We start from the raw sequence: 25309 nt of genomic DNA on the forward strand, positions 1-25309 counted from the left end.
TGAGCCTTTCGAAATTTCGACCGGTGTTGCTCGGTTTTGGAGTAGGGCAATGATTCAGACCGAAAGTATGCTCGACGTAGCAGACAACAGTGGTGCACGCCGCGTACAATGTATTAAAGTACTTGGTGGCTCGCATCGTCGTTATGCTTCAGTTGGCGACATTATTAAAGTTACTGTAAAAGAAGCTATTCCTCGCGGTCGTGTTAAAAAAGGCGACGTGATGAATGCTGTAGTTGTACGTACGAAATTCGGTGTACGTCGTCCGGATGGTTCTATCATCCGTTTTGATGACAATGCTGCTGTGATTTTGAACAACAACAAAGCGCCGATTGCAACTCGTATTTTCGGACCAGTGACTCGTGAACTTCGTACTGAACAGTTCATGAAAATCATTTCATTGGCTCCTGAAGTTCTATAAGAGGCACTCATGGCTAAGATTAAAAAAGGCGATCAAATTATTGTGATCGCAGGTAAAGAAAAAGGCAAACAGGGAACTGTTCTGTCTGTTTCAAATGATCGTGTTAAGGTTGAAGGCCTTAACTTGGTTAAGAAGCATCAAAAGCCGAACCGAGCTACTGGCGCTGAAGGCAGCATCGTAACTCAGGAAGCTACGCTTCATATCTCAAACGTGGCAGTTTTTAATGCTACAACCCAAAAGGCTGACCGTGTTGGTTACCAATTTGATGCTGAAGGCGTGAAAACTCGCGTATTCAAATCAAATGGTGAATCAGTGGCGGTAGCGAAGTAATAGGTTGATATAGGCCATGGCCAGACTTAAAACACGTTACAACGAAGAACTTAAAGCTCAATTGTTAGAAACTTTGGGCGTTAAGAATGTGATGGAAATTCCACGCATTACAAAAATTACCATCAACATGGGTGTTGGTGCTGCATCAGCTGACAAGAAATTGTTAGACGGCGCTCTTTCTGATATGCAAGCAATTGCTGGTCAAAAACCAGTACTTACTTTAGCTCGTAAATCAATCGCAGGTTTTAAAATCCGTGATGGTTGGCCGATTGGTTGTAAAGTTACTTTACGCGGCGAACGTATGTACGAATTCTTAGACCGTTTGATCTCTATTGCGATCCCTCGTATTCGTGACTTCCGCGGTTTTTCTGCGAAATCATTTGATGGTCGTGGTAACTACTCGATGGGTCTCAAGGAGCAAATCATGTTCCCTGAAATCGATTTCGATAAGATTGATCGTATTCGTGGTATGGATATTACCATTACTACGACTGCTCGCACCGATGACGAAGGCCGTGCGCTTATGCGTGCATTCGGCTTCCCGTTCAAATAAGAGGTCGATATGGCTAAGAAAGGTATGATTAATCGCGAATTGAAACGCGAAGCTACTGTTGCTAAATTTGCTGCAAAGCGTGCTGAATTAAAAGCAATCATTGCAAATGTAAATGCATCAGAAGAAGAACGTTTCGAAGCGATGATGAAATTTCAAGCATTACCACGTAATGCGTCTCCAGTACGTCTTCGTAACCGTTGCGGTTTAACTGGTCGTCCTCATGGTTACTTCCGTAAGTTCGGCTTAAGCCGTAACAAATTACGTGAAACAGTAATGCAAGGTGATGTACCGGGCGTTGTTAAGGCAAGCTGGTAAGGAGCGACTATAAATGAGTATGCAAGATACCGTTGCCGACATGTTAACCCGTGTTCGTAACGCACAAATGGCTAAGAAACAAACTGTTTCTATGCCTAACTCTAAGTTGAAGGTTGCTATTGCTAACGTTCTTCAACAAGAAGGTTACATTTCTAACGTAGAAGTTGCTGATGCCGAAGGCAAAGCAACTTTAACAATTACGTTAAAATATTTTGAAGGCAAACCAGTTATCGAAACTGTGAAACGCGTAAGCCGTCCAGGTCTACGTCAATATCGCGGTAAAGATGCACTTCCGAGCGTTAAGCAAGGTTTAGGTATTGCAATTGTTTCTACAAGCAAAGGCATCATGACTGATCGCGCAGCACGTTCTGCTGGTATCGGTGGTGAAGTTATTGCTTTTGTTTCTTAATAGGTGAATCCTCATGTCTCGTGTGGCTAAAGCCCCAGTAACTGTGCCTAACGGTGTTACAGTTACTCAGAACGGCCGGCAGGTCGAAGTGAAAGGCAGTAAAGGTACATTGTCTTTCAACCTGCATGCGCTGGTCGAGCTAAAACAGGAAGAAGGTCAGCTTAATATTGCTCCAGTTAAAGAATCGAAAGATTCTTGGATGCAAGCTGGTACTGCTCGCGCTGTGCTTAACAACCTTGTAAAAGGTGTAAGTGAAGGCTTCGAACGTAAGTTACAACTAATCGGTGTTGGTTATAAAGCTGCGGTTAAAGGTGATGTTGTTCATCTTAACCTAGGTTATTCCCACCCAATCGATTATAAACTTCCTGAAGGTGTAACTGCTGAAACTCCAACTGCTACTGAAATCATTTTGAAATCAGCAAGCAAACATATGTTGGGTCAAGTAGCTGCAGATATCCGTTCATATCGTGAACCAGAGCCTTATAAAGGTAAAGGTGTTCGTTATTCGGATGAAGTTGTTCTTCGTAAAGAAGCTAAGAAGAAATAAGGCGCGAGGTTCTTATGAACGAAAAGAAACAATCCCGTTTGCGTCGTGCGAAAAGCACACGCTTGCACATTCGTGCATTGGGTGCGACTCGCTTGTGTGTAAACCGCACTCCGCGTCACATCTATGCTCAAGTTATTTCAGCAGATGGTGGCAAAGTTTTAGCGCAAGCTTCAACTTTAGATGCTACTTTACGTGCTGGCACAACTGGTAACGTTGAAGCAGCTCAAAAAGTAGGTGCTTTAATCGCAGAACGTGCTAAAGCAGCTGGTGTATCAAAAGTTGCATTTGACCGTTCTGGTTTTAAATATCATGGTCGTATCAAAGCCTTGGCTGATGCTGCTCGTGAAAACGGCTTGGAGTTCTAATCATGGCTAAAGTTGAACAAAACGAAGGTCTTGTTGAAAAGCTGGTTGCCGTTGATCGTGTAGCCAAAGTTGTTAAGGGTGGTCGTATCTTCTCTTTCACAGCATTAACTGTTGTGGGTGATGGTAATGGTCGCGTAGGTTTTGGTCGTGGTAAAGCACGTGAAGTTCCAGCTGCTATTTCTAAAGCACTTGAAGCTGCTCGTCGCAACATGATTACTGTTGATCTTGTTAACGGTACTGTGCAACACCCTATTAATGCTCGTCACGGTGCAAGCCGCGTTTACATGCAACCTGCTTCTGAAGGTACTGGTGTAATTGCTGGTGGTGCTATGCGTGCAGTTCTAGAAGCTGTTGGCGTACATAACGTATTGACAAAATGCTACGGTTCTACAAATGCTGCTAACGTAGTTAACGCAACTTTCAAAGGTTTGCGTGATATGACTTCTCCTGAGAAAGTCGCTGCGAAACGTGGTCTTACTGTTGAACAAATTCAAGGGTAATCAATCATGAAAACGATTAAAGTTACCCAGACTAAATCTTCATCGCATCGCTTGAAAAATCACAAGCTTAGCCTTCAAGGTTTAGGTCTGCGTCGTATTGGTCATACTGTAGAAGTGCAAGATACGCCTTCTAACCGCGGTATGATCAACCAAGTCTACTATATGGTTAGTGTAGAGGAATAAGCCATGACTCTGCGTTTAAATACTATTGCACCTGCAGAAGGTGCTAAGCGTGACAACCTTCGTCTAGGCCGTGGTATCGGTTCTGGCGTTGGTAAGACCGGTGGCCGTGGTGTCAAAGGTCAAAATTCGCGTAAGAGCGGTGGTACACGTCCAGGTTTCGAAGGCGGTCAAACTGCGTTATATCGTCGTTTGCCTAAATTCGGCTTCACTAGCCAATTGGCTTTGAAAACTGCTGAAGTACGTTTATCTGAGCTTGCTAAAGTTGAAGGTGACATCGTTTCACTTGAAACTTTAAAAGCAGCGAATGTTGTACGTAGAGATATGACTCGTGCTCGTATCGTACTTTCTGGTGATATTACTCGTGCATTCACTATTCAAGGTGTTGCATTGACTAAAGGCGCTAAAGCTGCTGTTGAAGCTGCTGGCGGCAAAGTCGAGGAGTAATCGCTAGTGTCTATGTCTCCTAGTTCTTCAGGTCATGTCAACATGATGAAAGGGCAGCCATTTCATGTGAAATATCGTGAAATAATTCGCCGAATGATGTTCCTTATTGGTGCATTAATGGTCTTTCGACTAGGAGCACATATTCCAGTACCAGGCATTAATAATGCTGCACTTGAAAATCTTTTTAATGCAAACCAGGGTACTATCCTTGGTTTGTTTAACATGTTTTCTGGTGGTGCATTAGAGCGGATGTCAATTCTTGCTTTAGGGATCATGCCTTACATTTCTGCTTCAATTATTGTGCAGTTAATGTCTACGGTTGTTCCTTCGCTGGAAGCTTTAAAGAAAGAAGGCGAGCAAGGTAAGCGTAAGATTAATCAATATACGCGACAAGGTACATTGTTGCTGGCACTTGTGCAGTCTGTAGGGATGTGTGCAGGGCTTATTAGTCAAGGAATTACTTTGACTGGAGGCCTGGCTTTTTACATTCCTGCCGTAACTTCACTGGTCGCGGGTACGATGTTCTTGATGTGGTTGGGTGAGCAAATTACTGAACGCGGAGTAGGGAATGGTATATCCATGATCATCTTTGCGGGCATTGTTGCAGGATTGCCGAATTTAATTATGCAGTCTTTATCATCAGTAGATAATGGTCAAACAAGTCTTATCGGCTTGGCAATCTTTGGTTTATTGTCTATAGGTGTGTTAGCAGCGATTGTGTTTATTGAAAAAGCACAACGTCGCATAGCAGTCAATTACGCTCAAAAACAACAAGGTCGTCGTGTATTTACTGCACAGCAGACACATTTGCCATTAAAAATTAATATGGCGGGTGTTATCCCGGCAATTTTTGCTAGTTCATTGCTTTTGTTCCCTGCGAGCTTAGGGCAATGGGTGGGTAGTGCTGATCCTAGTGCAGGAATTATCAAACGTGGCTTGCAAGATTTGGCACTCGTGTTGTCGCCTGGACAGCCGTTGTATTTGGTGCTCTTTGGTGCGTTAATTATCTTTTTCTGTTACTTCTATACTGCGCTAGTATTTAGCCCTAAAGAAGTCGCAGAGAACTTGAAACGCAGCGGAGCTTATGTGCCTGGTATTCGTCCAGGTGAGCAAACTGCTCGTTACTTAGATCATATTCTCAATCGTTTGACCTTTATTGGCGCGATTTATATCACAGTGATTTGTTTAATGCCGATGGTGTTACAAAGCTCATTTGGTATTCCATTCTCTTTGGGTGGTACCTCTTTGCTGATCGTTGTGGTAGTCGTGATGGACTTTATGGCTCAGCTACAAGCACATCTCACCTCGCATCAATACGATAATCAAACGTTAATGAGAAAAACGACTGCTCATCCTAAGGGATAAGCGCACTTGAGGTTTCATCATGAAAGTACAAGCTTCTGTTAAAAAAATTTGTGGTAGCTGTAAAGTTATCCGTCGTAATGGGGTTATCCGCGTGATTTGTAGCGCAGAACCTCGTCATAAACAGCGTCAAGGTTAATCTGATCAAGACCTGTTGATTTCAGTAGGTGAATTGGGTTAATATCCGCCCCTCAAGGTTTTTGTCGGGCGGTTGATTATCTCTACTGCCTTTTTGGAGAAAGTGAATGGCTCGTATTGCCGGTGTAAACATTCCGGATAACAAGCATGCTGTTATCTCCCTCACGTATATTTTTGGTATTGGTCGCCACACTGCTAAGAACATCTTAGCTGCTGTAGGTATTCCAACTACTACTAAGATCCGTGAATTGGATGATGCTCAACTTGATGCGATTCGTGCAGAAATTACTAAGGTTCCGACCGAAGGTGATTTACGTCGCGAAATTTCCATGAACATTAAACGTTTAATGGATTTAGGCTGCTACCGCGGTCTTCGTCATCGTCGCAGCTTGCCTGTCCGTGGACAACGCACCAAAACTAACGCACGTACCCGTAAAGGTCCGCGCAAACCTATTAAGAAATAAGATTTCTGGAAGCTAAAAGATGGCTAAAGATACTCGCACACGCAAGAAGGTCACCCGTACCGTCTCTGAAGGTGTTGCACACATTCACGCTTCTTTTAATAACACCATTGTGACTATTACCGATCGTCAAGGTAATGCACTGGCTTGGGCCACTTCGGGTGGACAAGGCTTCCGTGGATCACGTAAATCAACTCCGTTTGCTGCTCAGGTAGCTGCTGAAGTTGCTGGTAAAGCTGCTTTAGATTACGGTTTGAAAAACTTGGACGTCCTTGTAAAAGGTCCTGGTCCCGGTCGTGAATCTGCGGTTCGTGCTTTAGGTGCAGTGGGTTATAAAATTAACAGCATTACCGATGTGACGCCAATCCCGCACAACGGTTGTCGTCCACCTAAAAAACGTCGCGTGTAAGGAGAAACATTCATGGCTCGTTATATTGGTCCAAAATGCAAACTCTCTCGCCGCGAAGGGACAGACCTGCAACTTAAATCAGGCGTTAAACCGTTTGACGTTAAGACAAAAAAACATGCAAAAGCTCCTGGCCAACATGGTCAAAGCCGCGCAAAACAATCTGAGTACTCACTACAATTACGTGAAAAACAAAAAGTACGTCGTACGTATGGTGTGTTAGAACGTCAATTTAGTAATTACTATAAAGAAGCTGCTCGTGTTAAAGGCGCAACAGGTGAAAACTTGTTGAAATTGCTAGAAAGCCGTCTTGATAACGTTGTTTATCGCATGGGTTTTGGTTCTACACGTGCAGAAGCTCGTCAGCTTGTATCTCACCGTTCAATCACTTTAAATGGTCGTCGCGTTAACATCGCTTCAATCCAAGTTAAAGCGGGTGACGTGATTGCAGTTCACGAAGGTGCTAAACAACAATTGCGTATTAAAGGCGCAATCGAGTTAGCTACTCAACGTGGTATTCCTTCTTGGATGGAAGTTGACCATTCAAAATTGGAAGGTACGTTTAAAGCTGCACCGGATCGTTCTGATTTACCTGCTGAAATCAACGAAAGCTTGATTGTAGAATTGTATTCTAAATAATCCCTTGAGGTAGCAATAATGACGCGTACTGCAAATGAGTTTCTAACTCCGCAAGCGATCAAGGTCGAAGCGGCTAGCGGGACCTCGGCAAAAGTGATTCTGGAACCCTTAGAGCGTGGCTTTGGTCATACTCTGGGTAATGCTTTACGTCGTATCCTTCTTTCTTCTTTACCTGGCGCTGCTGTGGTGGAAGTTGAAATAGAAGGGGTTGAGCACGAGTACAGTACCTTGGAAGGCTTGCAGCAGGACATCGTCGAGCTCTTGCTGAACCTAAAAGGATTGTCGATTAAGCTGTTCGATCAAAACGAAGCATATTTGACATTAGAAAAACAAGGTCCTGGCGACGTAACTGCCGCCGATCTTCGTTTACCTCATAATGTTGAAGTGGTAAACCCTGAGCATTTGATTGGCACTTTAAGTGCTTCAGGCTCATTGAAAATGCGCCTGAAAGTTTCTCAAGGCCGTGGTTATGAGACTTCTGACTCACGTTTCCCAGAAGGCGAAACTCGCCCTGTAGGTCGTTTACAGTTAGATGCTTCTTATAGCCCAATTAAACGCGTGTCTTACACAGTTGAAAATGCTCGTGTAGAACAGCGTACTGACCTTGATAAATTGATCATTGATCTTGAGACCAATGGTACGGTTGATCCAGAAGAAGCCATCCGCAAAGCGGCAACAATCTTGCAACAACAAATTGCAATTTTTGTTGATCTTCAGAAAGATCAAGCTCCTGTTGCTCAAGAGCCTCGCGAAGAAGTGGATCCAATCTTGCTTCGTCCAGTAGATGATCTAGAGCTTACTGTTCGTTCTGCTAACTGTTTGAAAGCAGAAAATATTTACTACATCGGTGATTTGGTTCAACGTACTGAAGTGGAGTTGTTAAAAACTCCTAACTTAGGTAAAAAATCGTTAACTGAAATCAAAGATGTTCTGGCATCGAAAGGCTTGCAATTGGGCATGCGTTTAGAGAACTGGCCACCGGCTAGCCTCCGCATGGACGATCGCTTTGCTTATCGTAGTCGTTAATTAAGTAGGACTATCACCATGCGTCATCGTAATAGTGGTGTGAAATTAGGCCGTACAAGCAGTCATCGTAAAGCGATGTTCCAAAACATGGCTAATTCTTTGTTCGAACATGAGTTAATTAAAACTACTGTTCCTAAAGCAAAAGAATTACGTCGTGTTGCTGAGCCTTTAATCACTTTAGCTAAAGTCGATTCTGTAGCAAACCGTCGTTTGGCGTTTGCTCGCACTCGTTCAGCTGCAACTGTAGGTAAATTATTTACAGTTCTTGGCCCTCGTTACAAAGAACGTAACGGCGGCTATCTACGTGTTCTTAAAGCGGGCTTCCGTGCAGGTGATGCTGCACCGATGGCTTACGTTGAGCTAGTAGATCGCGAAGTTAAATAATTTCGCAAAAAGAACTTCAGTTGTTCGAAAAAGACCGGTGTTTCACCGGTCTTTTTTTATGCCTGATTATTTTTCATAGCTGGATAATTTTAGATTTTGGCCTGGACTGATATATTTTTTGTCAGATTTATTGGAACTTGACATTGTGTATTGTCAGAATTATGGTTTAATAAAATAAAGTTCAACAAGGTTATAAAAAGAATATGGAAAAGCACATTGATATTTTGATTGTGGGCGCAGGTATTTCAGGCATTGGTCTTGCTGCACATCTTTCAAAGAACTGTCCACAACGTCAATTTGATATTATTGAGCGTCGTGAAAGTTTCGGTGGGACATGGGATTTATTTAACTATCCCGGAATTCGTTCGGACTCTGATATGTCGACCTTTGGCTTTAATTTTAAGCCGTGGCAAAAGGCCAATGTGCTCGCAGATGGGGCATCCATTAAAGGTTATTTGTCTGAAGTCGTGGATGAATACCAATTAAAAACCAAAATTCATTTTAAGCATCGTGTGCTAGCTGCCAATTATGATTCTTCAATCAGTAAGTGGGTGGTAAAAATTGAAGATGCAAATCAAACGCAACAAACCTGGACTGCCAATTTTGTCCTAGGTTGCACTGGTTACTACAACTATGACCAAGGTTTCCAACCGGATTTTCCAAATCAAGCAGCGTTTAAAGGCACGCTCATTCATCCCCAACATTGGCCCGAAAATTTCGACTATGCAGATAAAAAAGTCGTGATTATCGGCAGTGGTGCAACTGCCATCACCCTGGTTCCGGCAATGGCGAAAGGGGGAGCAACGCACGTCACGATGCTGCAACGTTCTCCGACTTATATTGCTTCTGTCCCTTCGATTGATTTTGTTTATGACAAAATGCGTAAAGTCTTGCCCGAAGCGCTTGCTTACAAACTAACGCGAGCCCGAAATATTGGAATGCAACGTGGTATTTATGCCCTTGCTCAAAAGCAGCCGAAATTGCTGCGTAAATTATTACTCAAATCCATTGAGATGCAGCTCAAGGGTAAAGTGGATATGAAGCACTTTACCCCATCTTATAACCCCTGGGATCAACGTCTCTGTGTAGTACCTGATGGAGATTTATTCAAGGTATTACGCTCAGGTAAAGCAAGTGTCGAAACGGATCAGATTGAGAAATTTACTGAAAATGGGATTCAGCTGAAATCAGGTCAACATTTGGATGCCGACATTATTGTCTCTGCGACAGGGCTAGAAATTCAAATTTTAGGCGGTATTAAAGCGACCATTGATGGGAAACCTATGGATACTTCTAAGCATATGTTGTATCAAGGGATAATGGTTAGCGATGTACCCAATATGGCGATGATTATCGGGTATATCAACGCATCCTGGACGCTTAAAGTTGATATTGCAGCAGAATATATTTGTCGTCTGATCAATTACATGGACAAGAGTGGCTACGACCAAGTGATTGCTCAAGGTGATCAGACTGAATTGATGGAAGATACTGTCATGGGGAGCTTATCTTCAGGTTATATTGCACGTGCAGCGGATGTAATGCCGAAACAAGGTAAACATGCGCCTTGGAACGTGACCAATAATTATCTGGCTGACCGCAAAGTACTAAAAAATGCCAGATTTGATGATGCTGTACTTAAGTTTCAAAAACACAGTACACAAGTTTCACCTAAACCTAAATTAGTGTCTTAATTTACATGATAGATAAAAAAGGAGCATGAGCTCCTTTTTTATTTTACTTAAAGGGAACGAGAGATTAATTCTTTCATAATCTCGTTGGTTCCTGCATAGATCCGGTTGGCACGGTTATCAATATAGGCTCGTGCAATCGGGTATTCCATCATGTAGCCATAGCCGCCATGCAATTGCAGACATTCATCGACAACTTTGGAAAACATCTCGGAAATTTTGTACTTCGCAGCAGCAGCTGCATCAATGCCAAGTTTTTCTTCAAGCTGTAATTCCATGCAACGGTCTAAATAAGCACGACAGAAATCAATTTCAGTACGCAATTCGGCAAGTTTGAACCGCGTATTTTGGAAAGTGCTGATCGGTTTACCAAAGGCTTGCCGCTCTTTGGTGTATTTTACCGTATGAGCGAATGCAGCTTCTGCGCCAGCTTGGCAAATGATCGCAACCAACATGCGTTCCCAGGCCAACTCTTTCATCAGCATCATAAAACCCATGCCTTCCATACCAAGCAAATTTTCTTTAGGTACGCGGACATTATCGAAGAACAATTCACAGGTATCTTGTCCCTTCATACCAATCTTGTTGAGTGGTTTTCCTTTGTTAAAACCTACTCGATCCGCCTCAACAATAAGTAATGATAAATTGGCAGAACCTTTATCTGCACTGCCCGTTTTGCAGACCACGATGGCCATATCGCATAAATAGCCATTGGTGATAAAGATTTTTGAACCATTAATCACATAATCTTCACCATCCAAGATCGCAGTAGTACGTACTGCTTGCAGGTCTGATCCTGTTCCGGGTTCGGTCATGGCTATCGCAGTAACCACTTCACCGCTCGCCATTTTCGGTAACCATAGCTTTTTTTGTTGTTCATTGCCGAAATTATTTAAGTAGTTGGCAACAATATCCGAGTGCAGGGAAAAGCCTGTGGATGAATCCATCGCGTAAGCTTGTTCTTCAATCAAAATCATGCTGTAAAGCCGGTCAACGCCTGAGCCGCCATATGCCTCAGGCATGGTTGCACAGAGCAATCCCATATCACCGGCTTTATTCCATAATTCGCGATCAACATGTTGTTGCTGCTCATATCTTTCAATATTGGGAACCACTTCTTTTTCATAAAACTTGCGCACGGTTTCACGGAAGGCTTCATGCTCTGCTGTGAATAAATTGCGTGGCAACATGTTGGCTATTGGTCGAATCGTACCTGATTGCATTTTTATTCTGTCCATTTTCAGAGTCATTGTTGTATAGAAAGTAAAAGATCTATGAACAAGCGACAATGTGCTGAATGCTCAAATATTTAACCTAAATGATGAATTTTGTCAATTGCAGGAAATGGCTCGAAACTTGCCGCACTGATAAGGTAAACTAGCAAAAATTTGCATACTGTTGGGGAATGCTATGAGTGAAGAAATAAGCTTGGAAGAACGCAAAGTCATTTACCGTGCCCGTCGTGGTTTAAAAGAAATTGATGTGTACTTTGACCCTTATGTCAAAAATCATTATTTACAAGCCGATGCAGCAGAGAAAGAAACTTTTGCTGATTTAGTAGCGCAAGAAGACCCAGACTTACTGGATTGGTTTATGGAAGTGTCTGAACCGCCACGTCCAGAGATGAAAGATTTGATTAATAAGCTGAAACATTACGTACATGGTTAATCGATCTTTTCAACTGAAACGCAGCCGCTTGGCCTTTGTGTTTCAGTTGATCATTTTTATTCTTGTGATTGCACTTTTGCAGCAACTGTTGTCGCCATGGTTATGGTTGTTTTGCGTGTTGTTGGGTGTAATGGCTTATGCCTATGGTTTAAAAGCCCCGCAACCCATGTACTTTGAACATTTAGAGGCGCGAGAGTGGTCACTCTCTAGTGTCAAATCCAGACAGATTAAACGTGTTTCGATTAGTCATATTATTGATCATCAACTTTATATTGTGGTTTATTTCCAGCATTTTCAGGAAAAACCGTTACTGATTTGGATTGATCAGTTGCCGTTAAAACAATGGAAAGCATTAAAGAAATTGGCGAAACTGATTTGATTGTTAGACAATTAAATCTTTAAAATTATAATTAAAATATTAATAATCAAATATATGTAAAATTTTAACTGAGCTTTGTAAGACAGGTTGAATATAAAATTAAGAAATATACTTATTGTTAGACAGCTTTTCTTGTTAATTATTTGCACTAAATGTACATTAAATCTACCAACAGCAAATGAGGAAATCATGATGGTGATTCCAACTTGGATGTTTCTGGTGGTAGCGATTGTTTTGGCAGTTGTTATTGGACGACTAGGAACAGTGCTGAAGGATCGATTTGCACGACATGAAAGCCGTTAGGCTTTTACCCCTTAATAAGTAGCATGTGCCGAACCGTCGCAATGCTACTTTTTTTTGCCCAAAAATTATAACTTCATTGAATCCAGTCAATTTTCCTAGCTTCATTTCATGGCAAAGTAGCTAATCTGATTAGAGTAAATGCTCTTTTATTCAGATTTCGCATCTGATATGTTTAGTTGCTATGGACATAAACACAATTATAGAGGACAGGAAAATGTCGAGAGTCCAAAAAATATGCCAGGGTATGGCAGTTATTGCAGTTGCAAGTTCTTTATTATCAGGTTGTTCTCAAGTGGTTAAATCAGGGGCAAATATTGCACTTGGTTTTAGTGAGAAACATATTGTACCGCCTATTTTAGCAATGGATGATGCTGACATGGCGTGTAATTCGGGGAGTGCATTGACTCCAGCGATTATGTCAACCAAAGATATGGGCGCAGATCCGACCCGTATTGCCGTTCTTTTATATGCTTCATCTGGAATTTGCGCTGAAAATCAGGCACTCGAATCAGAGTTACGCTATTTACGTGCCTCAAAAGCTGGTCAAGTTTCAGAAGCTCAGGATGCCCGTATAGAACAAAAACGCTGGGCTGCGATTGCTGCGCAACGTCAATACGCAGGTTATCAGCTTCTGGAAAGTCGTTGGGAAGCAAAATATAACAAGAAACTGGGCGAAGATTGCCCGAAAATGAAGAGTGATCTGGATCAAACCGTTTATTTGATGGGGATGATTAGCGGTTTGCAAGCCATGACCAATGACATTAATTCTGGTGGGGCAATTAATGTTCCGAAAGATATTGCTGCAGTGGTTGAACGGGGCATGACATGTGTAGACAACGCCAAATTTTGGGGTGCACCCAATGCTGCTCGTGCGGTGATTTGGACGCTGTTACCAGGTGCGGGAGAAGGTAAGCCTGATCCATATCAAACCTTGAAAGAATCTGTGAAATTGGGTGAGCAAAAAGGGGTACGCTTGTCACATGCCTTATATGCCGTTGCTGCACAGGCCAGTGGGGATGATGCCAAAATTCGTGATGCATTAAAAACCTTTGCAGCTTCACGTTCAGAAGAAAAACCGGTGAATCCGCAATTTAAGCTGGTGGATAGTATGGCGAAGAATATGGTACAGGGTATTTCAGACCGATACTGGACTGAACATACCGGTATTCGTACTAGTGAGGATGGAATGCAGCGTTTCTGGGATGATAAAGAGAACACTGCAGAACTCGATGATTTATTTAATGAAGATGTGACGGCTAAATCCTGAGTTGAGTCGGTTAAAAGAGCATTTTAATTGGCCTGAATGGATGATTTAATCTTTGATAAATCATTTTTAAATGGGGGGCATGTCAATGAAAGATCAATTTCTCATCCGGAAAATTGTTTTTATTGCAATAGTGGTGTCATTTTCGGCATGTCTTCAAGTTTTCGCGGATTCATTTATATATTGGCAAGCAGGCTTGTTTCAAGAGTTTTGGCGTCTCTGGACCGGGCATTGGGTGCATGTAGGGTGGATCCATTACGCGCTGAACATGCTGGCTTTTGCCTGTTTACCTTTCATTTTCCCACGGGTAAAAGTCTGGCATTTTGTTGCTTTGCTTCTTTTACTTCCATTATTTATCAGTCTGTGTTTCTACTATTTCTTTCCTGATATTGAGGCCTATGCAGGGTTGTCGGGGGTCTTGCATGGCGCTTATGTCACGGTTGCCTGCGTACATTTGTTATATAAGAAAGAGCGTAATTTTGCAGCATTTGTCTTGTTTCTTATTCTGGCCAAATTGATTTGGGAAAATACCATCGGCAGTGTAGGGACGGCCGAACTGATTGGCAGCCCGGTATTGGTTGAGGCACATTTATTGGGGGTAATTGGGGGAGTAATTATCGCAATATTTTATATTTTATGGGATTATTTTTTTGAAGAGTGATGAGATTGACATTTAAAACATAAAAGAAAATGCATATTGTCATTTTTATTCATACAGAATTGATGCAAATTTGTTCATAACAATAAAGAGATTGAATAGAGAAAGGATATTTTCTATTCGAAAGAGGAAAGTTGGTATTGCTGAACCTGTGGCAATGACCAAGATAAAAATAGGAATGCACATGCAAAATGATGAAAATAACAGATCAGGATTAGGTCTGTTACGTTACATATGGACAGAGTGGATCTCGACTTTTGTCATTCTATTACTACTTTTGCTTACCCTCATCATCGGTACTGGTGAGATGATTCATGGTCAGTTGTTACGGGTCGGCGAGCGCTTGTATGGCAATCACGGCATTGGCATGCAATATTCTTTTCTGCGCGCAGAGCCGGTATCGCCCACTTGTGACCGCCATCCTGATGTAGATGCGCAAGTCCAGAAGCAAATGAAATCCAATGCCAATGATGAATTTGCCGATATTTTTGGTACCACCTCGGAAGCAGACGTGCGTGCTTCAGTCTTGGCGGGACAACAACAGTGTGAAGAAAAATATCAGTTCTATGACAAAGCGGTGCAATATATTAATGATCATCCCAGCCTAAGAACGTATCGAACCATTGAAACCTCGTTCTTCGGTGTTTTTAAATTTGGTACAGAAAATCGCGTCATCATTTTGTTGCTAATGGTGGTGGTCGCTGCGATTACCGCATCGGTGAAGTTTCATCATATTGGCCTGCGTGCTCCGACAACGAAACTGGATTATCGGGTTTATGCGCTGTTTATGGTGCTCGGTAATGGTTTACTGACTTCATCTGTACTTAGTCAATATCATTCAATCATCAATTCAGGTGTGACCTCGAGTTATGAAACGCTGGTGGTTTACTGGCTATGGATTTTCCTGTTTGTTAGCCTGACCTTAATTAGTTTGCTCCAGTTTATTAAGCCACCTGCAGCCAAGCAAGAAGGCAAAGGAAATTTTGGCTTAGCTTTACTGAGTGTGCCTCTTTATGCCTACATGGCATTAGTGACCGGGGTGGTCTTTACCTTTGTCATGGATTATCCGATGGGGCAAGGGATTTACCTGGGGATTTTAGTTGAATTCTCAGGCATTTTCTTAAACCTTGCACTGTTTATTTGGGCAGGGATGTTGCTGACCCAAACCCGGGTTATGGATTTGTTCTTAGGAATTTTACGTCCGTGGAATTTGGCACCGGAAACCCTGACCTGGCTCATTTTGATTGCTGCTGCGATTCCAACTGCTTATACCGGTGCTTCGGGGATTTTCGTTGTGGCTGCAGGTGCGATTATTTATAAGGAAGTATGGAATTCGGGTTCACGTCGTCAATATGCCTTGGCCGTATCTGCAATGTCGGGTTCGCTGGGGGTGGTGATTCGTCCATGTCTACTGGTGATTTTGATTTCGATGTTGGACAGTCGTCATGTGACTTCAGATGAGCTGTTTAATCATGGTATTTACGTCTTCTGGCTCACTGCACTGATCTTCCTTGGGGTATCGCTCTATCTGGCTGAAACGCGTTTCCGGGTCAATTCACCGAAAGTTGCTGTACCAGGCATGTTGAAGGCCATTATTCCCGTGATTCCTTATATCGTAATTACGATTATCGTGATTGTTTTATATAAATATGGTCTAGACACCAAAATGGATGAATTCACCGCACCTGTGATTCTTCCGATTATTTTGATTGCTTATATTATGTTTGATAAGTGGTGGGGTGATCGTTTTGCAACTCCGCCAGACCGCCATGCTGCGTTGGCTTTGGAACATGAAAATCAATCGACTTTTATGCGTGAGCATACGTCGCATGCGGGAGAAAAAGCACGTGGTTTTGGTCATTCACTCTGGTTTGCATCGGCAGAAACCGTTGGACATATTGGTGCACTCATCATCTTGATGGCCTTGTCTGCCAGTGTCGGTGGCCTGATTGAACGTAGTGAAGTGGTTGAGTTATTGCCAACGCATTTGGGTAACATCTATATTTCACTCGCATTCATCGCCTTGTTACTGGCTATTATTGGCATGACCACAGACCCGTTTGGTGCAGTGATTCTGGTGGCTGCAACCATTGCACCGGTGGCTTATGAAAATGGTATTCATCCAATTCATTTCTGGATGATTGTACTGGTTGCCTTTGAGTTGGGGTATGTCACACCGCCCGTCGCCCTGAATCATCTCTTGACAAGGATGTCTGTCGGAGAAGATGAGGTTCGGGCGGCCGATGCAGAAGCCAAAGCAAAATATACCAAGTTCTATTACCGCTATGAGCGCTGGTTATTGCCGATTATGGTGTTGTTCCCATCCTTACTGATTGTGACCTATGCGCCGTATATTTTTAGACTGTTTGACTGGTATCAATAATTTTTAAGCGATAAGAAAAAAGCATCTTCGGGTGCTTTTTTAAGGACAGGTTATTTTTATTTATTGCGTTGAGCGTTTTAGTCCTAAAGGGCTATACAGTACAATTGTACTAAGAATCAATATAAAACCCATCAAATTATATTGATCTGGTGTTTCCCGCCAAAATATAAAAATTTAAATGCCGGCAAAAATAATCGCAATATAATTTACCGGCCCAATCTACCCCCGCAGGTACAAGTTTATAGGCATTCGACATAAAGATTTACCTGATATTCGCCGTAATCCTGCATAAGTTAGAAAACTGAGTTCAGCCCATGAATAAGGCTCCCAGAGCCAAAACAGTGGAAATAAGCGTACCGATAAAACAGAAATTAAACCCGATTTTTTCAGGTGACTTGGTACTGGTCAGTACTCGAACGGTGACAAATACCATGGCGGCCAAGAAGCTTGCATTCAACCCAATCACCCCCATTTGATTAAATATCCCTGCATCAGCCCTAGCGACGAATATGACACCGATTAAACCAATTGCTGCTGCAACAAACATGATTTCCTCTTTGAGCAATACCTAAGTAATCAACCCAATGACTGCACGTTAAGTTATGCATCCCGATTTCTCAGTCTTAAAAACCCTGTCCCTTGCTTAAAAATGAAAAAAAGCAATAAGCCGACAAAATTTCGGAAAAATACAAGGCTGGGATTGTTGACAGTAGGTGAGGCATAACCAATGCATATATCCCTCAGGGAAAAGAGAAAAGCAAAGCAGGTGAGTAAAGCAAGCACTTTAAATAAACTACGATTGCTTGTAGCTATGGGCCTGAAAAAATCAGCTAGAATATTTGCTGCTATTTTAGCCGAATCTTCAATTATAGAATTATTGTTTTTGAGCCAGTTGGGCTTCAAGTAATTTAATCTGCTCTTGTTTGAGTGCAACTAAATCGTTGGCATCTGCATGTTGTGCTTTTAACACAGCTTCCTGATCATTCAATTGCTTTTGAATATCTTCCAGTTTAGCAATTTCTTCTTTGGCTAAGGACTCATTCTCTGGAACAGCTGCTTTCAGAATTTTTTCATCGACCAATTGAATGGGTTTTTCATCGGTTGCAACTGGGCTTTCATTCGGTTTCACTTCAGCAGAAGCAGCAGGCTTTGCCGGAGTATTTAAGCTTGTTGCTTCATGTTCAGCAAGTACTTCGTTCGATGTTGCAAAAAACCATTGATATGCCAAAAAAAGCACAATGATTGCAACTAATCCCCCAGTAATGCCCAATAAAAGTTTTGGGCTATTTCTTTGATCTAACGTCATGTATTGAACCTGTTATTATTTTGGCTGACGAGGTTTGAACTGAATGACGCCAATCTCATCCGGTACTTCCGGCATTTCTGGTTCATCAATATGCGTCGGGCGGTTTTCTGTATAATCGCATTCGACGCATTCAATCCATTCGTCTTCGCCAGAGGTAAGCATGACCACTCTATCTAGCGCTTCACATTTAGGACATTTTGCACCTGCAATGAAACGACGTTTAATAGCCATCTTACTTACCTTCTGATCAATCTAAGACGCCTATTTTAAGCGTTTTTAGCGGGGTTCGTCCAACCTTGATGACGTAATAAAGCATCTATTTTTGGCTCGCGTCCGCGGAAATTGATAAACGCATCAAGTGCTGTATCTTTTCCGCCAACTGCTAGAATAAATTGACGAAATTCTTTTCCGGTCTGAATGTTAAAAACCCCTTCTTTTTCGAAACGATCAAACGCATCGCTGGCCAAAACTTCCGCCCATTTATACGAGTAATAACCTGCGGCATAGCCACCGGCAAAAATATGGCTAAAACTATGCTGGAAACGGTTATAACTTGCCGTTGGCGCTACCGCATATTTTTGGCGAATATCGTCGAGGGTGGCTTGGACTTGTTCTGCATCTAAAGCAGAACTGTGCTTGTGGATGGATAAGTCAAATAGGGCAAATTCAATTTGACGCAAGGTTTGCATACCGGACTGGAAGAAACGTGCATCCAGTAATGCTTTCAACAAGTCTTGCGGTAAATGCTGTTTGGTTTCGATGTGTTCACTGAGCAGATCCAGACTGTCGGTATCCCAAGTCCAGAATTCCATAAACTGGCTTGGCAGCTCGACCGCATCCCAATCCACGCCGTGTGTACCTGCTACCGCAATATGGTCGACTTCGGTCAACATGTGATGCAAGCCATGCCCAAATTCATGGAATAAGGTATTTACTTCATCATGCGTGAGCAGGGCAGGTTGATCACCGACCGCAGGAGTAAAGTTACACACCATGTAGCAAATCGGCTTTTGTAAGCCATCTTTGGTTTGCATACGTGAACGGAAGCCACTCATCCATGCACCACCGCGTTTGCCACTGCGGGCATACAGATCAAAGTAAAAACCGCCAACCACAGTGCCTTGATCTTCCAGTTCAAAATAACGTGCATCTGGGTGCCAAACCGGAGCTTCGCGTTCCACAATATTGATGCCGTAAAGACGGTTCACAATACTGAACAAGCCTTGCAGACTTTTCGGAGCAGGGAAATATGGTTTTAATGACTCTTGGGATAAATTGAATTGCTGAACTTTAAGCTTTTCAGAATAGTAGCCGGTATCCCAAGGCTGTAAATCGTGAATACCATCTTGAGATGCGATGGCTTTGAGTTCGGCAATTTCTTGAGTTGCTGGCGCACGGGCATGTTCGGCCAAGTCGACCAGAAATTTATCGACCGTTTCGACGTCTGGCGCCATTTTGCTAGCCAGTGAAAGCTCGGCATAATTGTTAAAACCTAATAGCTGAGCCATTTCATGACGCAGGCTTAAGATTTCCTCCATCACTTGCGTATTGTCAAATTCAGGATGCTCAGACAGATCTGAAGCACGTGTAGTGTAGGCCTTATACAGTTCCTCACGTAAGCCACGGTCATCTGCATAGGTCATAATCGCAAGATAAGAAGGAATATCTAAAGTGGCAACCGCTTGTTCAAGTTCACGTTGCTGACCATATTGCTTTAATAAATCGATGCTGCTTTGTGGTAAGCCTTTGAGTTGCTCTTCGTTAAGTGGTTTGAAGTAGGCTTGGGTTGCATCCAGCACATGGTTGGAGAAGTCGGATGAAAGCTGAGATAAGCGTGCGGAAATTTCTGCATAACGTGTTTTGGCTTCGCCTTCTAAAGCCACGCCTGAAAGTTTAAAGTCACGCAGGGCCAGTTTAATCGCACTTTGATGCGCTTCAGGCAAGGTATTAAATACAGTTGCATCCTGCACGTTCTGATACGTTTGATATAACACTGTGTGTTGACCCAGTTGGGTATAGTATTCGCTTAAGGCAGGCAGCAGGGATTGATAGAGTTCACGGGTTTCTGTGTTGTTCATCACCGCATTGAGATGGGATAGCACACCCCAAGATTCACTCATATTATTTTCAAGGGTATCCACTTGGTCTAATACGGCCAGTTGCGCCTGAATACTTTCAGGGACTTCGGTTAAATCATTTAAAAAGTTTTGTCCTTGTTGAATGGCTTGTTCAATCTGTTGTTTTAAGTCTGCAAGTTGAATTTGATCAAATTGGGGAACGGGCAAGGTCGCCTTTTCTAAAGTCATTTCTAATACGCCATTTCATTTATAAACTTAATAATAGATGTAGGGCTTAGGCATAAGGAAATCAAGGTCTAGATTGCTTTTATGGGTAAATACATATGAATATCGATGATCAATAAAAAAAGCCCTACCGAAGTAGGGCTTAATTTTAAAACATTATTCTATCTTAGGTTTGGCATTATCCTTTTTCTTTTTCGGCTTAGCCTTTTTTCTCACTTTGTCTTTATCTTTGGCTTTTAGCTCCGATTTAGCTGATGGCTTTTTGTCGGACTTTTTAGCAAAAGAAGCTGACTTGCTTTTTGGCTTTTTCTTGCGAATTGGCTGTTCACCATCTTCACTCACCACCGCTTTAGCACGCGGGCTAAACACTTCCTCTGTTGTGGTCTTGGCCACACGTGGGGCACGGCTACGAATTGCACGACCGGCATGGGTCATTTGTTGTAACAGTTGAAAGTCAATCTTGCGATCTTCCAGATTCACGGCTGCGACTTTGATTTTGACCTCATCGCCAAGACTAAAGGTTTGGCCACGACTTTGACCGACCAAGCTTTGACTGGCCTGATCATAAACAAAGAAGTCATCGCCCAATTGGCTGACGTGAATCATGCCATCGACATAGAGGTCTTTAAGGGTGACGAATAAACCAAATTCAGCGACTGCACTAATGGTACCCACGAATTCTTCACCTAAATGCTGCTGCATATAGTGACATTTCAACCAGGTGGTGACAGAACGTGATGCTTCATCCGCACGGCGTTCAGTTTGAGAGAAATGTTCACCTGCATCATCTAAAGCGGCACCTGAGAGCGCGAAAGGCTTTTGTTTTAAATGCGCTTTGATGGCACGGTGCAACAACAAATCAGGGTAGCGACGAATAGGGGAGGTGAAATGCGTATAGGCATCATAAGCCAAACCAAAATGTCCGGCGTTGTTTGCGCCGTAATAGGCTTGCATCATTGAACGCAATAACACCGCATGAATACTTGGCGCGTCAATACGGTCTTTTGTCGCATCAATCACTGCTTGGTAATCTTTTTGGGTTGGCTGTTCAGGGAAGGGTAAGCCAAGCAACTTCACATACTCGCGAACTTTTTGGATACGCGAAAATTCAGGTGGCTCATGCACACGGTACAACATTGGAATATCGTTTTCTAATGCATATTCTGCTGCTGCAACATTGGCCAGCAACATACATTCTTCAATCAGCTTATGCGCTTCATTGCGTGAACGCGGCAGAATTTCTTTAATTCCACCCAACTCATCAAAAGTCATATAAGTTTCGACGGTTTCGAATTCCATCGCATGACGTTCAGAACGTAAACCTTTGAGAATCTGATACAGCTGGAACAAAGTATTTAATGACTTGTGCACACTGCGGTCTTCAGGAATCGCATTGCTGTTGCCATCAAAGTATTCTGCCACTTGGGTATAAGTCAAACGTGCTTTTGAATGCATGACTGATGGATAGAACTGGAAGCCGGTAACTTTACCCGCGCGGGATAAAGTCAAATCACATACCATACAGAGACGGTCTACGTGTGGGTTGAGCGAGCAAAGACCATTGGAGAGTGCCTCAGGCAGCATCGGCAAAACAAAGTGCGGGAAATACACAGAGGTACCCCGTTCTTTTGCTTCATCATCCAGTGGTTTATCGGTACGGACATAATGACTGACGTCAGCAATCGCAACCACCACACGATAACCGCCACCTGGACGTTTTTCTGCATACACAGCATCGTCAAAGTCGCGTGCATCTTCACCATCAATAGTGACGAGGGCTAAATCGCGTAAATCGATGCGACCTTCACGGTCCTGTTCGTTCGGTTCTTTAAAGCTTTCTGCATCGCGAACCACTTCTTCTGGAAATTCATAAGGCAAACCAAACTCTAAAATGGTTTGTGGAATAATGATTTCCGTATCAGCTTTATCCGCCATCGATTGCACGATGTGGCCTGTAGGTAATTCTTCACGGGTCGGGTAGTCATCAATGGCGACACGAACAGAATCACCCACTTTAACTTGGGCATGTTCAATCAGTTCTTTTTCTAAGGTAATCGGTTGATGTGCATTAGGATTCGCAGGTTGAATGAAGTATTCGCCGTCATACACCGCAACTTTACCAATAATCTGTTTTACACGATGCTGTACAACTTCAGTAATAAAACCCCAAGGTTTACCTTTGCGGTCTACAGAGGTTTGACGAACTTTAACGCGGTCACCATTAAAGACCAAACGCAGTTCACGTTCAGGTAATAAAATATCATCATGACCGGAAATGTTTGCGGTTCCCAACCCTTTCGAATTGATGTAGACGGTTGCTTCATGAGTCGGTTGGCTGGTTGCGAGCTGGAACCTGAACCCATCTTTCATCAATTGACCATCGCGTACCATGGCACTTAAACGATGGCTGAGTGCTTCTATACTTTTTTCATCTGCAATATTGAAGTGTTCCACTAAATCTGCATGAGATTGTGGTGCTTGTAGTTTTTCAATCGTTTCTGAAATGAGAATACGGCTTGGAATAGGATTGTCATAACGTTCGGCTTCAGCCTTGGCTTCAGGGTCGACCCAATTTTTCATAATGTCTTTGGCTTCATGTCAGAAGATAGGATTAGCATAAGTCATGCAGCAGGATACTGCACGAAAATGATTGCAATATTGTGTTTTCAATTCCAATTTTACAGTGAAGCAGCATATTTCACACGAGCAACTGTCTAGAAAAGCGGGAAAAGGGGCTTAATAAAGCTGTAAATCGTTTAAAAAATAGATGATTGATTAAAAATATCAGAATTTTTTGAAATGTGACTTGAAGTAGTAGAGTTTAGTTTGTATTATGGCGGCTCGTTACGGTGAGGTGGCCGAGTGGCTGAAGGTACTCCCCTGCTAAGGGAGCGTGGGTCTTAAAGCCCACCGAGGGTTCGAATCCCTCTCTCACCGCCACGAATAACTTGAAATGCGCTCATAGCTCAGCTGGATAGAGCACTTGGCTACGAACTAAGGGGTCGGGAGTTCGAATCTCTCTGAGCGCACCAATCAAGTTAAACGTAAATGTAACGACGTCGAAAGACAACTCAAGTACGCGCTCATAGCTCAGCTGGATAGAGCACTTGGCTACGAACTAAGGGGTCGGGAGTTCGAATCTCTCTGAGCGCACCAACTTGAACCCATCGACAGATGTAAAACTGGAAAAAACCGCATATGTTGCGGTTTTTTTGTGCCTGAAATTTAGTTAGAGCATCTGATTGAGCTTGCTTAAATATTTTTAAAAATGGGCTTCACTGCATTTGTCAGAAAGAGTTTCAAACATAGAAGTTTTTTATATTTCGGTTTAGTTTATTCATTCAATAAAAAGATTTTACCTCCGATAAATTATGATAGTGAGGGTTTAAATATGACTCTACTTACCTTAATCAAAGATAATGAAGACATTCATGGTCAAAAGGGCTATATCCATTCAATTCGAGATAAAATTACGGCGCAGCCAATCTCGGATATTACCGATCACCAAGGTAACCAATATATTGATTTGGTGTTGGAAGGAGGTGTGGTGTGGGGGCTTGCCTTAATCGGTTATACATACACGCTTGAACAAGCAGGTATTCGTTTTCTAAACTTAGCTAGAACTTCAGCAGGTGCAATAAACGCAATAGTTCTTGCAGCTTTAGGGCAATCCTCTGACAAAAAAAGTGAACAGCTCCTGGCTATTTTTAATAAAATGGATTTAAAAAATTTTGTTGATGGTGGCATTTTAGCTCAAGAATTAGCGAGTGATATTGAGCAAAAAGATTCTCCACTTTTTGAAATGTTTCCAAAACTGATAGGTCTTTTAACTCTCGGAAAATTTAGCAAAAATAAGCTGGGGATTAATCCAGGGCAGTACTTTGAAAACTGGTTGGACAGTATTTTAAATCAGCATAATGTTTCAACCACGGCTAAACTTTTTAAAAAACTAGAGAATAAAAATTTAAAAATCAGAGAAATCAGCACAAGAAAATACCCGGCTCTTGATCAAATCCGCTTTGAAAATACTTTCAAAACCAATAAATTGGCTATTATTGCATCAGATATTACTACTCAAAGCAAAATTATTTTTCCTCAAATGGGGTATTTATACTGGAATAATCCCCTAGACGTTCATCCCAAACACTATGTCAGGGCTTCTATATCCATTCCGTTGTTTTTTGAACCTGTTCGAATCAATAACATACCCGAAAATCGTGAAGAGTTTTGGCAGGTATTAACGGGCTTTGAAGGGAACCTTCCTGAAGTTGCTTATCTGGTTGATGGAGGGGTGATCTCTAATTTCCCAATTGATGTTTTTCATTCTCGGGACAGCATTCCATTATGTCCTACATTTGGAGTCAAACTTGATATTAGTAGGAAAAAAGCTTCAACCGTAGACAGTATATCCGACTATTTAACAGCACTCGTCAAAACGACTATTCATACCAATGATTATACTTTTTTGCTTAATAATGATGATTACAAACAATTGATTACATATGTAGATACTTCACAGAAATATGTGCCAAATCGTAAAAATAACTCGAATAATATTGTGAAAAAAATATGGGGGAAAATTAAGCCCAATGAATCAGATACTTTTGGGATTCTTGATTTCAATATGTCGGATGAAAAAAAAGCTGCACTATTTGCATTAGGTGCAAAAGCAGCCTGTGACTTTATTTGTGGAAATGACGTATATGCTTCAAGTAACAAACAAAAACCTTATCCACCATATACAATTCCACCCTTTAATTGGGAAGAATATAAAAATTTAAGAGAACAGTTAATTGTGGCGGATACCCGAGCCTATCAAGAAAAAAAACAGAAAATTAAAAAATTCTCTTTATTGCCATAAATAGGTTCAAGAA

General features: G+C 42.2%; 29 protein-coding genes, 3 tRNA genes and 1 pseudogene. 27 read left to right on the top strand and 6 right to left on the bottom strand.

The annotated features are described in order from the left end of the window. Nucleotides 1–49: 49 nt before the first annotated feature. From rplN to AC3CAU_RS05245, 18 genes are all read left to right on the top strand, one after another. On the top strand, nucleotides 50–418 hold the full coding sequence (rplN, locus tag AC3CAU_RS05160) for a 50S ribosomal protein L14 (RefSeq protein ID WP_004650480.1): 369 nt from the start codon (nucleotides 50–52) through the stop codon (nucleotides 416–418). Between the two features lie 9 nt (nucleotides 419–427). After that, on the top strand, nucleotides 428–748 hold the full coding sequence (gene rplX / locus AC3CAU_RS05165) for a 50S ribosomal protein L24 (protein ID WP_131217791.1): 321 nt from the start codon (nucleotides 428–430) through the stop codon (nucleotides 746–748). 16 nt (nucleotides 749–764) lie between these two features. Further along, nucleotides 765–1301 (top strand): 50S ribosomal protein L5, encoded by a 537-nt coding sequence (rplE, locus tag AC3CAU_RS05170; protein WP_131217790.1) that lies wholly within the window; start codon nucleotides 765–767, stop codon nucleotides 1299–1301. Nucleotides 1302–1310: 9 nt separating this feature from the next. Beyond that, nucleotides 1311–1616, top strand: coding sequence for a 30S ribosomal protein S14 (gene rpsN, locus AC3CAU_RS05175; protein WP_086164635.1), 306 nt, complete (start codon nucleotides 1311–1313; stop codon nucleotides 1614–1616). 13 nt (nucleotides 1617–1629) lie between these two features. Next, nucleotides 1630–2025 carry a 30S ribosomal protein S8 gene (gene rpsH / locus AC3CAU_RS05180; RefSeq protein ID WP_067726639.1) on the top strand — a complete coding sequence of 132 codons (396 nt, stop codon included), beginning with the start codon at nucleotides 1630–1632 and terminating at the stop codon, nucleotides 2023–2025. A gap of 13 nt (nucleotides 2026–2038) precedes the next feature. Next, nucleotides 2039–2572 (top strand): 50S ribosomal protein L6, encoded by a 534-nt coding sequence (gene rplF / locus AC3CAU_RS05185; protein ID WP_131217789.1) that lies wholly within the window; start codon nucleotides 2039–2041, stop codon nucleotides 2570–2572. Between the two features lie 14 nt (nucleotides 2573–2586). After that, a complete protein-coding gene (gene rplR / locus AC3CAU_RS05190; protein ID WP_086184234.1) occupies nucleotides 2587–2937 on the top strand; it encodes a 50S ribosomal protein L18 in 351 nt (116 codons plus the stop codon). 2 nt (nucleotides 2938–2939) lie between these two features. Next, a complete protein-coding gene (gene rpsE, locus AC3CAU_RS05195) occupies nucleotides 2940–3437 on the top strand; it encodes a 30S ribosomal protein S5 (protein WP_086164633.1) in 498 nt (165 codons plus the stop codon). A gap of 6 nt (nucleotides 3438–3443) precedes the next feature. Then, nucleotides 3444–3620 (top strand): 50S ribosomal protein L30, encoded by a 177-nt coding sequence (rpmD, locus tag AC3CAU_RS05200; RefSeq protein WP_034682838.1) that lies wholly within the window; start codon nucleotides 3444–3446, stop codon nucleotides 3618–3620. A 3-nt stretch (nucleotides 3621–3623) separates the two neighbouring features. Continuing rightward, entirely contained in the window at nucleotides 3624–4064 is a 441-nt protein-coding gene (gene rplO / locus AC3CAU_RS05205; protein ID WP_067726631.1) for a 50S ribosomal protein L15, read from the top strand. A 45-nt stretch (nucleotides 4065–4109) separates the two neighbouring features. Further along, nucleotides 4110–5429 (top strand): preprotein translocase subunit SecY, encoded by a 1320-nt coding sequence (gene secY, locus AC3CAU_RS05210; RefSeq protein WP_171459172.1) that lies wholly within the window; start codon nucleotides 4110–4112, stop codon nucleotides 5427–5429. A 19-nt stretch (nucleotides 5430–5448) separates the two neighbouring features. Continuing rightward, nucleotides 5449–5565 (top strand): 50S ribosomal protein L36, encoded by a 117-nt coding sequence (gene rpmJ, locus AC3CAU_RS05215; protein ID WP_000867907.1) that lies wholly within the window; start codon nucleotides 5449–5451, stop codon nucleotides 5563–5565. Nucleotides 5566–5671: 106 nt separating this feature from the next. Then, the gene (rpsM, locus tag AC3CAU_RS05220; protein WP_053579520.1) at nucleotides 5672–6028 is read left to right on the top strand and encodes a 30S ribosomal protein S13; all 357 of its coding nucleotides are present in this window, start codon (nucleotides 5672–5674) and stop codon (nucleotides 6026–6028) included. A 19-nt stretch (nucleotides 6029–6047) separates the two neighbouring features. Next, nucleotides 6048–6434, top strand: a complete 387-nt coding sequence (gene rpsK, locus AC3CAU_RS05225) for a 30S ribosomal protein S11 (protein WP_001040166.1) — start codon at nucleotides 6048–6050, stop codon at nucleotides 6432–6434. Between the two features lie 12 nt (nucleotides 6435–6446). Then, the gene (gene rpsD, locus AC3CAU_RS05230) at nucleotides 6447–7070 is read left to right on the top strand and encodes a 30S ribosomal protein S4 (protein ID WP_131217788.1); all 624 of its coding nucleotides are present in this window, start codon (nucleotides 6447–6449) and stop codon (nucleotides 7068–7070) included. Nucleotides 7071–7088: 18 nt separating this feature from the next. Then, a complete protein-coding gene (locus AC3CAU_RS05235) occupies nucleotides 7089–8096 on the top strand; it encodes a DNA-directed RNA polymerase subunit alpha (protein WP_004650465.1) in 1008 nt (335 codons plus the stop codon). Nucleotides 8097–8114: 18 nt separating this feature from the next. Beyond that, on the top strand, nucleotides 8115–8480 hold the full coding sequence (gene rplQ, locus AC3CAU_RS05240) for a 50S ribosomal protein L17 (protein WP_067726622.1): 366 nt from the start codon (nucleotides 8115–8117) through the stop codon (nucleotides 8478–8480). A gap of 203 nt (nucleotides 8481–8683) precedes the next feature. Then, entirely contained in the window at nucleotides 8684–10174 is a 1491-nt protein-coding gene (locus AC3CAU_RS05245; RefSeq protein ID WP_447053665.1) for a flavin-containing monooxygenase, read from the top strand. 47 nt (nucleotides 10175–10221) lie between these two features. Here the strand turns inward: AC3CAU_RS05245 and AC3CAU_RS05250 are convergent, their stop codons facing one another. Next, nucleotides 10222–11394, bottom strand: a complete 1173-nt coding sequence (locus tag AC3CAU_RS05250) for an acyl-CoA dehydrogenase family protein (protein ID WP_447054343.1) — start codon at nucleotides 11392–11394, stop codon at nucleotides 10222–10224. A 187-nt stretch (nucleotides 11395–11581) separates the two neighbouring features. Between AC3CAU_RS05250 and AC3CAU_RS05255 the strand changes: the two genes are divergently transcribed. The 5 genes from AC3CAU_RS05255 to AC3CAU_RS05275 all read left to right on the top strand — a co-directional run bounded on the left by AC3CAU_RS05255 (nucleotide 11582) and on the right by AC3CAU_RS05275 (nucleotide 16826). Beyond that, nucleotides 11582–11839 (top strand): FAD assembly factor SdhE, encoded by a 258-nt coding sequence (locus AC3CAU_RS05255; RefSeq protein ID WP_424619572.1) that lies wholly within the window; start codon nucleotides 11582–11584, stop codon nucleotides 11837–11839. Further along, entirely contained in the window at nucleotides 11832–12218 is a 387-nt protein-coding gene (locus tag AC3CAU_RS05260; protein WP_131217785.1) for a hypothetical protein, read from the top strand. The genes AC3CAU_RS05255 and AC3CAU_RS05260 overlap by 8 nt, the downstream gene beginning before the upstream one ends. A 517-nt stretch (nucleotides 12219–12735) precedes the next feature. Beyond that, nucleotides 12736–13788 (top strand): hypothetical protein, encoded by a 1053-nt coding sequence (locus AC3CAU_RS05265; RefSeq protein WP_131217784.1) that lies wholly within the window; start codon nucleotides 12736–12738, stop codon nucleotides 13786–13788. Between the two features lie 85 nt (nucleotides 13789–13873). Further along, nucleotides 13874–14446 carry a rhombosortase gene (rrtA, locus tag AC3CAU_RS05270; protein ID WP_424619575.1) on the top strand — a complete coding sequence of 191 codons (573 nt, stop codon included), beginning with the start codon at nucleotides 13874–13876 and terminating at the stop codon, nucleotides 14444–14446. Nucleotides 14447–14627: 181 nt separating this feature from the next. Further along, nucleotides 14628–16826, top strand: a complete 2199-nt coding sequence (locus tag AC3CAU_RS05275; protein WP_447053664.1) for a TRAP transporter large permease subunit — start codon at nucleotides 14628–14630, stop codon at nucleotides 16824–16826. A 60-nt stretch (nucleotides 16827–16886) separates the two neighbouring features. Here the strand turns inward: AC3CAU_RS05275 and AC3CAU_RS05280 are convergent. The 5 genes and pseudogenes from AC3CAU_RS05280 to rnr all read right to left on the bottom strand — a co-directional run bounded on the left by AC3CAU_RS05280 (nucleotide 16887) and on the right by rnr (nucleotide 23015). Beyond that, nucleotides 16887–17639: pseudogene (locus AC3CAU_RS05280) on the bottom strand (EamA family transporter). A 61-nt stretch (nucleotides 17640–17700) separates the two neighbouring features. Beyond that, the gene (locus AC3CAU_RS05285) at nucleotides 17701–18132 is read right to left on the bottom strand and encodes a hypothetical protein (RefSeq protein ID WP_424619721.1); all 432 of its coding nucleotides are present in this window, start codon (nucleotides 18130–18132) and stop codon (nucleotides 17701–17703) included. Between the two features lie 15 nt (nucleotides 18133–18147). After that, entirely contained in the window at nucleotides 18148–18357 is a 210-nt protein-coding gene (locus tag AC3CAU_RS05290; RefSeq protein ID WP_171459170.1) for a YheV family putative zinc ribbon protein, read from the bottom strand. A 41-nt stretch (nucleotides 18358–18398) separates the two neighbouring features. Continuing rightward, nucleotides 18399–20438, bottom strand: coding sequence for a M3 family metallopeptidase (locus AC3CAU_RS05295; protein ID WP_447053663.1), 2040 nt, complete (start codon nucleotides 20436–20438; stop codon nucleotides 18399–18401). A 153-nt stretch (nucleotides 20439–20591) separates the two neighbouring features. Then, entirely contained in the window at nucleotides 20592–23015 is a 2424-nt protein-coding gene (rnr, locus tag AC3CAU_RS05300) for a ribonuclease R (protein WP_424619717.1), read from the bottom strand. A 268-nt stretch (nucleotides 23016–23283) separates the two neighbouring features. Between rnr and AC3CAU_RS05305 the strand changes: the two genes are divergently transcribed. The 4 genes from AC3CAU_RS05305 (at nucleotide 23284) to AC3CAU_RS05320 (ending at nucleotide 25296) form a co-directional block, all read left to right on the top strand. Continuing rightward, a tRNA-Ser gene (locus AC3CAU_RS05305) sits at nucleotides 23284–23375 on the top strand. Nucleotides 23376–23390: 15 nt separating this feature from the next. Next, nucleotides 23391–23467, top strand: a tRNA-Arg gene (locus AC3CAU_RS05310). Between the two features lie 47 nt (nucleotides 23468–23514). Then, nucleotides 23515–23591: transfer RNA gene (locus AC3CAU_RS05315), tRNA-Arg, on the top strand. A 235-nt stretch (nucleotides 23592–23826) separates the two neighbouring features. Next, complete coding sequence (locus tag AC3CAU_RS05320; protein WP_447053662.1) at nucleotides 23827–25296, top strand: patatin-like phospholipase family protein; 1470 nt, start codon at nucleotides 23827–23829, stop codon at nucleotides 25294–25296. The last annotated feature ends 13 nt before the right edge of the window (nucleotides 25297–25309 follow it).

Source organism: Acinetobacter sp. GG23, assembly GCF_057766365.1.

Bases quoted from the DNA above. Each gene is read 5' to 3' on its own strand.
- rplN (WP_004650480.1), top strand. From the start codon at position 50: ATGATTCAGACCGAAAGTATGCTCGACGTAGCAGACAACAGTGGTGCA.
- rplX (WP_131217791.1), top strand. From the start codon at position 428: ATGGCTAAGATTAAAAAAGGCGATCAAATTATTGTGATCGCAGGTAAA.
- rplE (WP_131217790.1), top strand. From the start codon at position 765: ATGGCCAGACTTAAAACACGTTACAACGAAGAACTTAAAGCTCAATTG.
- rpsN (WP_086164635.1), top strand. From the start codon at position 1,311: ATGGCTAAGAAAGGTATGATTAATCGCGAATTGAAACGCGAAGCTACT.
- rpsH (WP_067726639.1), top strand. From the start codon at position 1,630: ATGAGTATGCAAGATACCGTTGCCGACATGTTAACCCGTGTTCGTAAC.
- rplF (WP_131217789.1), top strand. From the start codon at position 2,039: ATGTCTCGTGTGGCTAAAGCCCCAGTAACTGTGCCTAACGGTGTTACA.
- rplR (WP_086184234.1), top strand. From the start codon at position 2,587: ATGAACGAAAAGAAACAATCCCGTTTGCGTCGTGCGAAAAGCACACGC.
- rpsE (WP_086164633.1), top strand. From the start codon at position 2,940: ATGGCTAAAGTTGAACAAAACGAAGGTCTTGTTGAAAAGCTGGTTGCC.
- rpmD (WP_034682838.1), top strand. From the start codon at position 3,444: ATGAAAACGATTAAAGTTACCCAGACTAAATCTTCATCGCATCGCTTG.
- rplO (WP_067726631.1), top strand. From the start codon at position 3,624: ATGACTCTGCGTTTAAATACTATTGCACCTGCAGAAGGTGCTAAGCGT.
- secY (WP_171459172.1), top strand. From the start codon at position 4,110: ATGAAAGGGCAGCCATTTCATGTGAAATATCGTGAAATAATTCGCCGA.
- rpmJ (WP_000867907.1), top strand. From the start codon at position 5,449: ATGAAAGTACAAGCTTCTGTTAAAAAAATTTGTGGTAGCTGTAAAGTT.
- rpsM (WP_053579520.1), top strand. From the start codon at position 5,672: ATGGCTCGTATTGCCGGTGTAAACATTCCGGATAACAAGCATGCTGTT.
- rpsK (WP_001040166.1), top strand. From the start codon at position 6,048: ATGGCTAAAGATACTCGCACACGCAAGAAGGTCACCCGTACCGTCTCT.
- rpsD (WP_131217788.1), top strand. From the start codon at position 6,447: ATGGCTCGTTATATTGGTCCAAAATGCAAACTCTCTCGCCGCGAAGGG.
- AC3CAU_RS05235 (WP_004650465.1), top strand. From the start codon at position 7,089: ATGACGCGTACTGCAAATGAGTTTCTAACTCCGCAAGCGATCAAGGTC.
- rplQ (WP_067726622.1), top strand. From the start codon at position 8,115: ATGCGTCATCGTAATAGTGGTGTGAAATTAGGCCGTACAAGCAGTCAT.
- AC3CAU_RS05245 (WP_447053665.1), top strand. From the start codon at position 8,684: ATGGAAAAGCACATTGATATTTTGATTGTGGGCGCAGGTATTTCAGGC.
- AC3CAU_RS05250 (WP_447054343.1), bottom strand. From the start codon at position 11,394: ATGCAATCAGGTACGATTCGACCAATAGCCAACATGTTGCCACGCAAT.
- AC3CAU_RS05255 (WP_424619572.1), top strand. From the start codon at position 11,582: ATGAGTGAAGAAATAAGCTTGGAAGAACGCAAAGTCATTTACCGTGCC.
- AC3CAU_RS05260 (WP_131217785.1), top strand. From the start codon at position 11,832: ATGGTTAATCGATCTTTTCAACTGAAACGCAGCCGCTTGGCCTTTGTG.
- AC3CAU_RS05265 (WP_131217784.1), top strand. From the start codon at position 12,736: ATGTCGAGAGTCCAAAAAATATGCCAGGGTATGGCAGTTATTGCAGTT.
- rrtA (WP_424619575.1), top strand. From the start codon at position 13,874: ATGAAAGATCAATTTCTCATCCGGAAAATTGTTTTTATTGCAATAGTG.
- AC3CAU_RS05275 (WP_447053664.1), top strand. From the start codon at position 14,628: ATGCAAAATGATGAAAATAACAGATCAGGATTAGGTCTGTTACGTTAC.
- AC3CAU_RS05285 (WP_424619721.1), bottom strand. From the start codon at position 18,132: ATGACGTTAGATCAAAGAAATAGCCCAAAACTTTTATTGGGCATTACT.
- AC3CAU_RS05295 (WP_447053663.1), bottom strand. From the start codon at position 20,438: ATGACTTTAGAAAAGGCGACCTTGCCCGTTCCCCAATTTGATCAAATT.
- rnr (WP_424619717.1), bottom strand. From the start codon at position 23,015: ATGAAAAATTGGGTCGACCCTGAAGCCAAGGCTGAAGCCGAACGTTAT.
- AC3CAU_RS05320 (WP_447053662.1), top strand. From the start codon at position 23,827: ATGACTCTACTTACCTTAATCAAAGATAATGAAGACATTCATGGTCAA.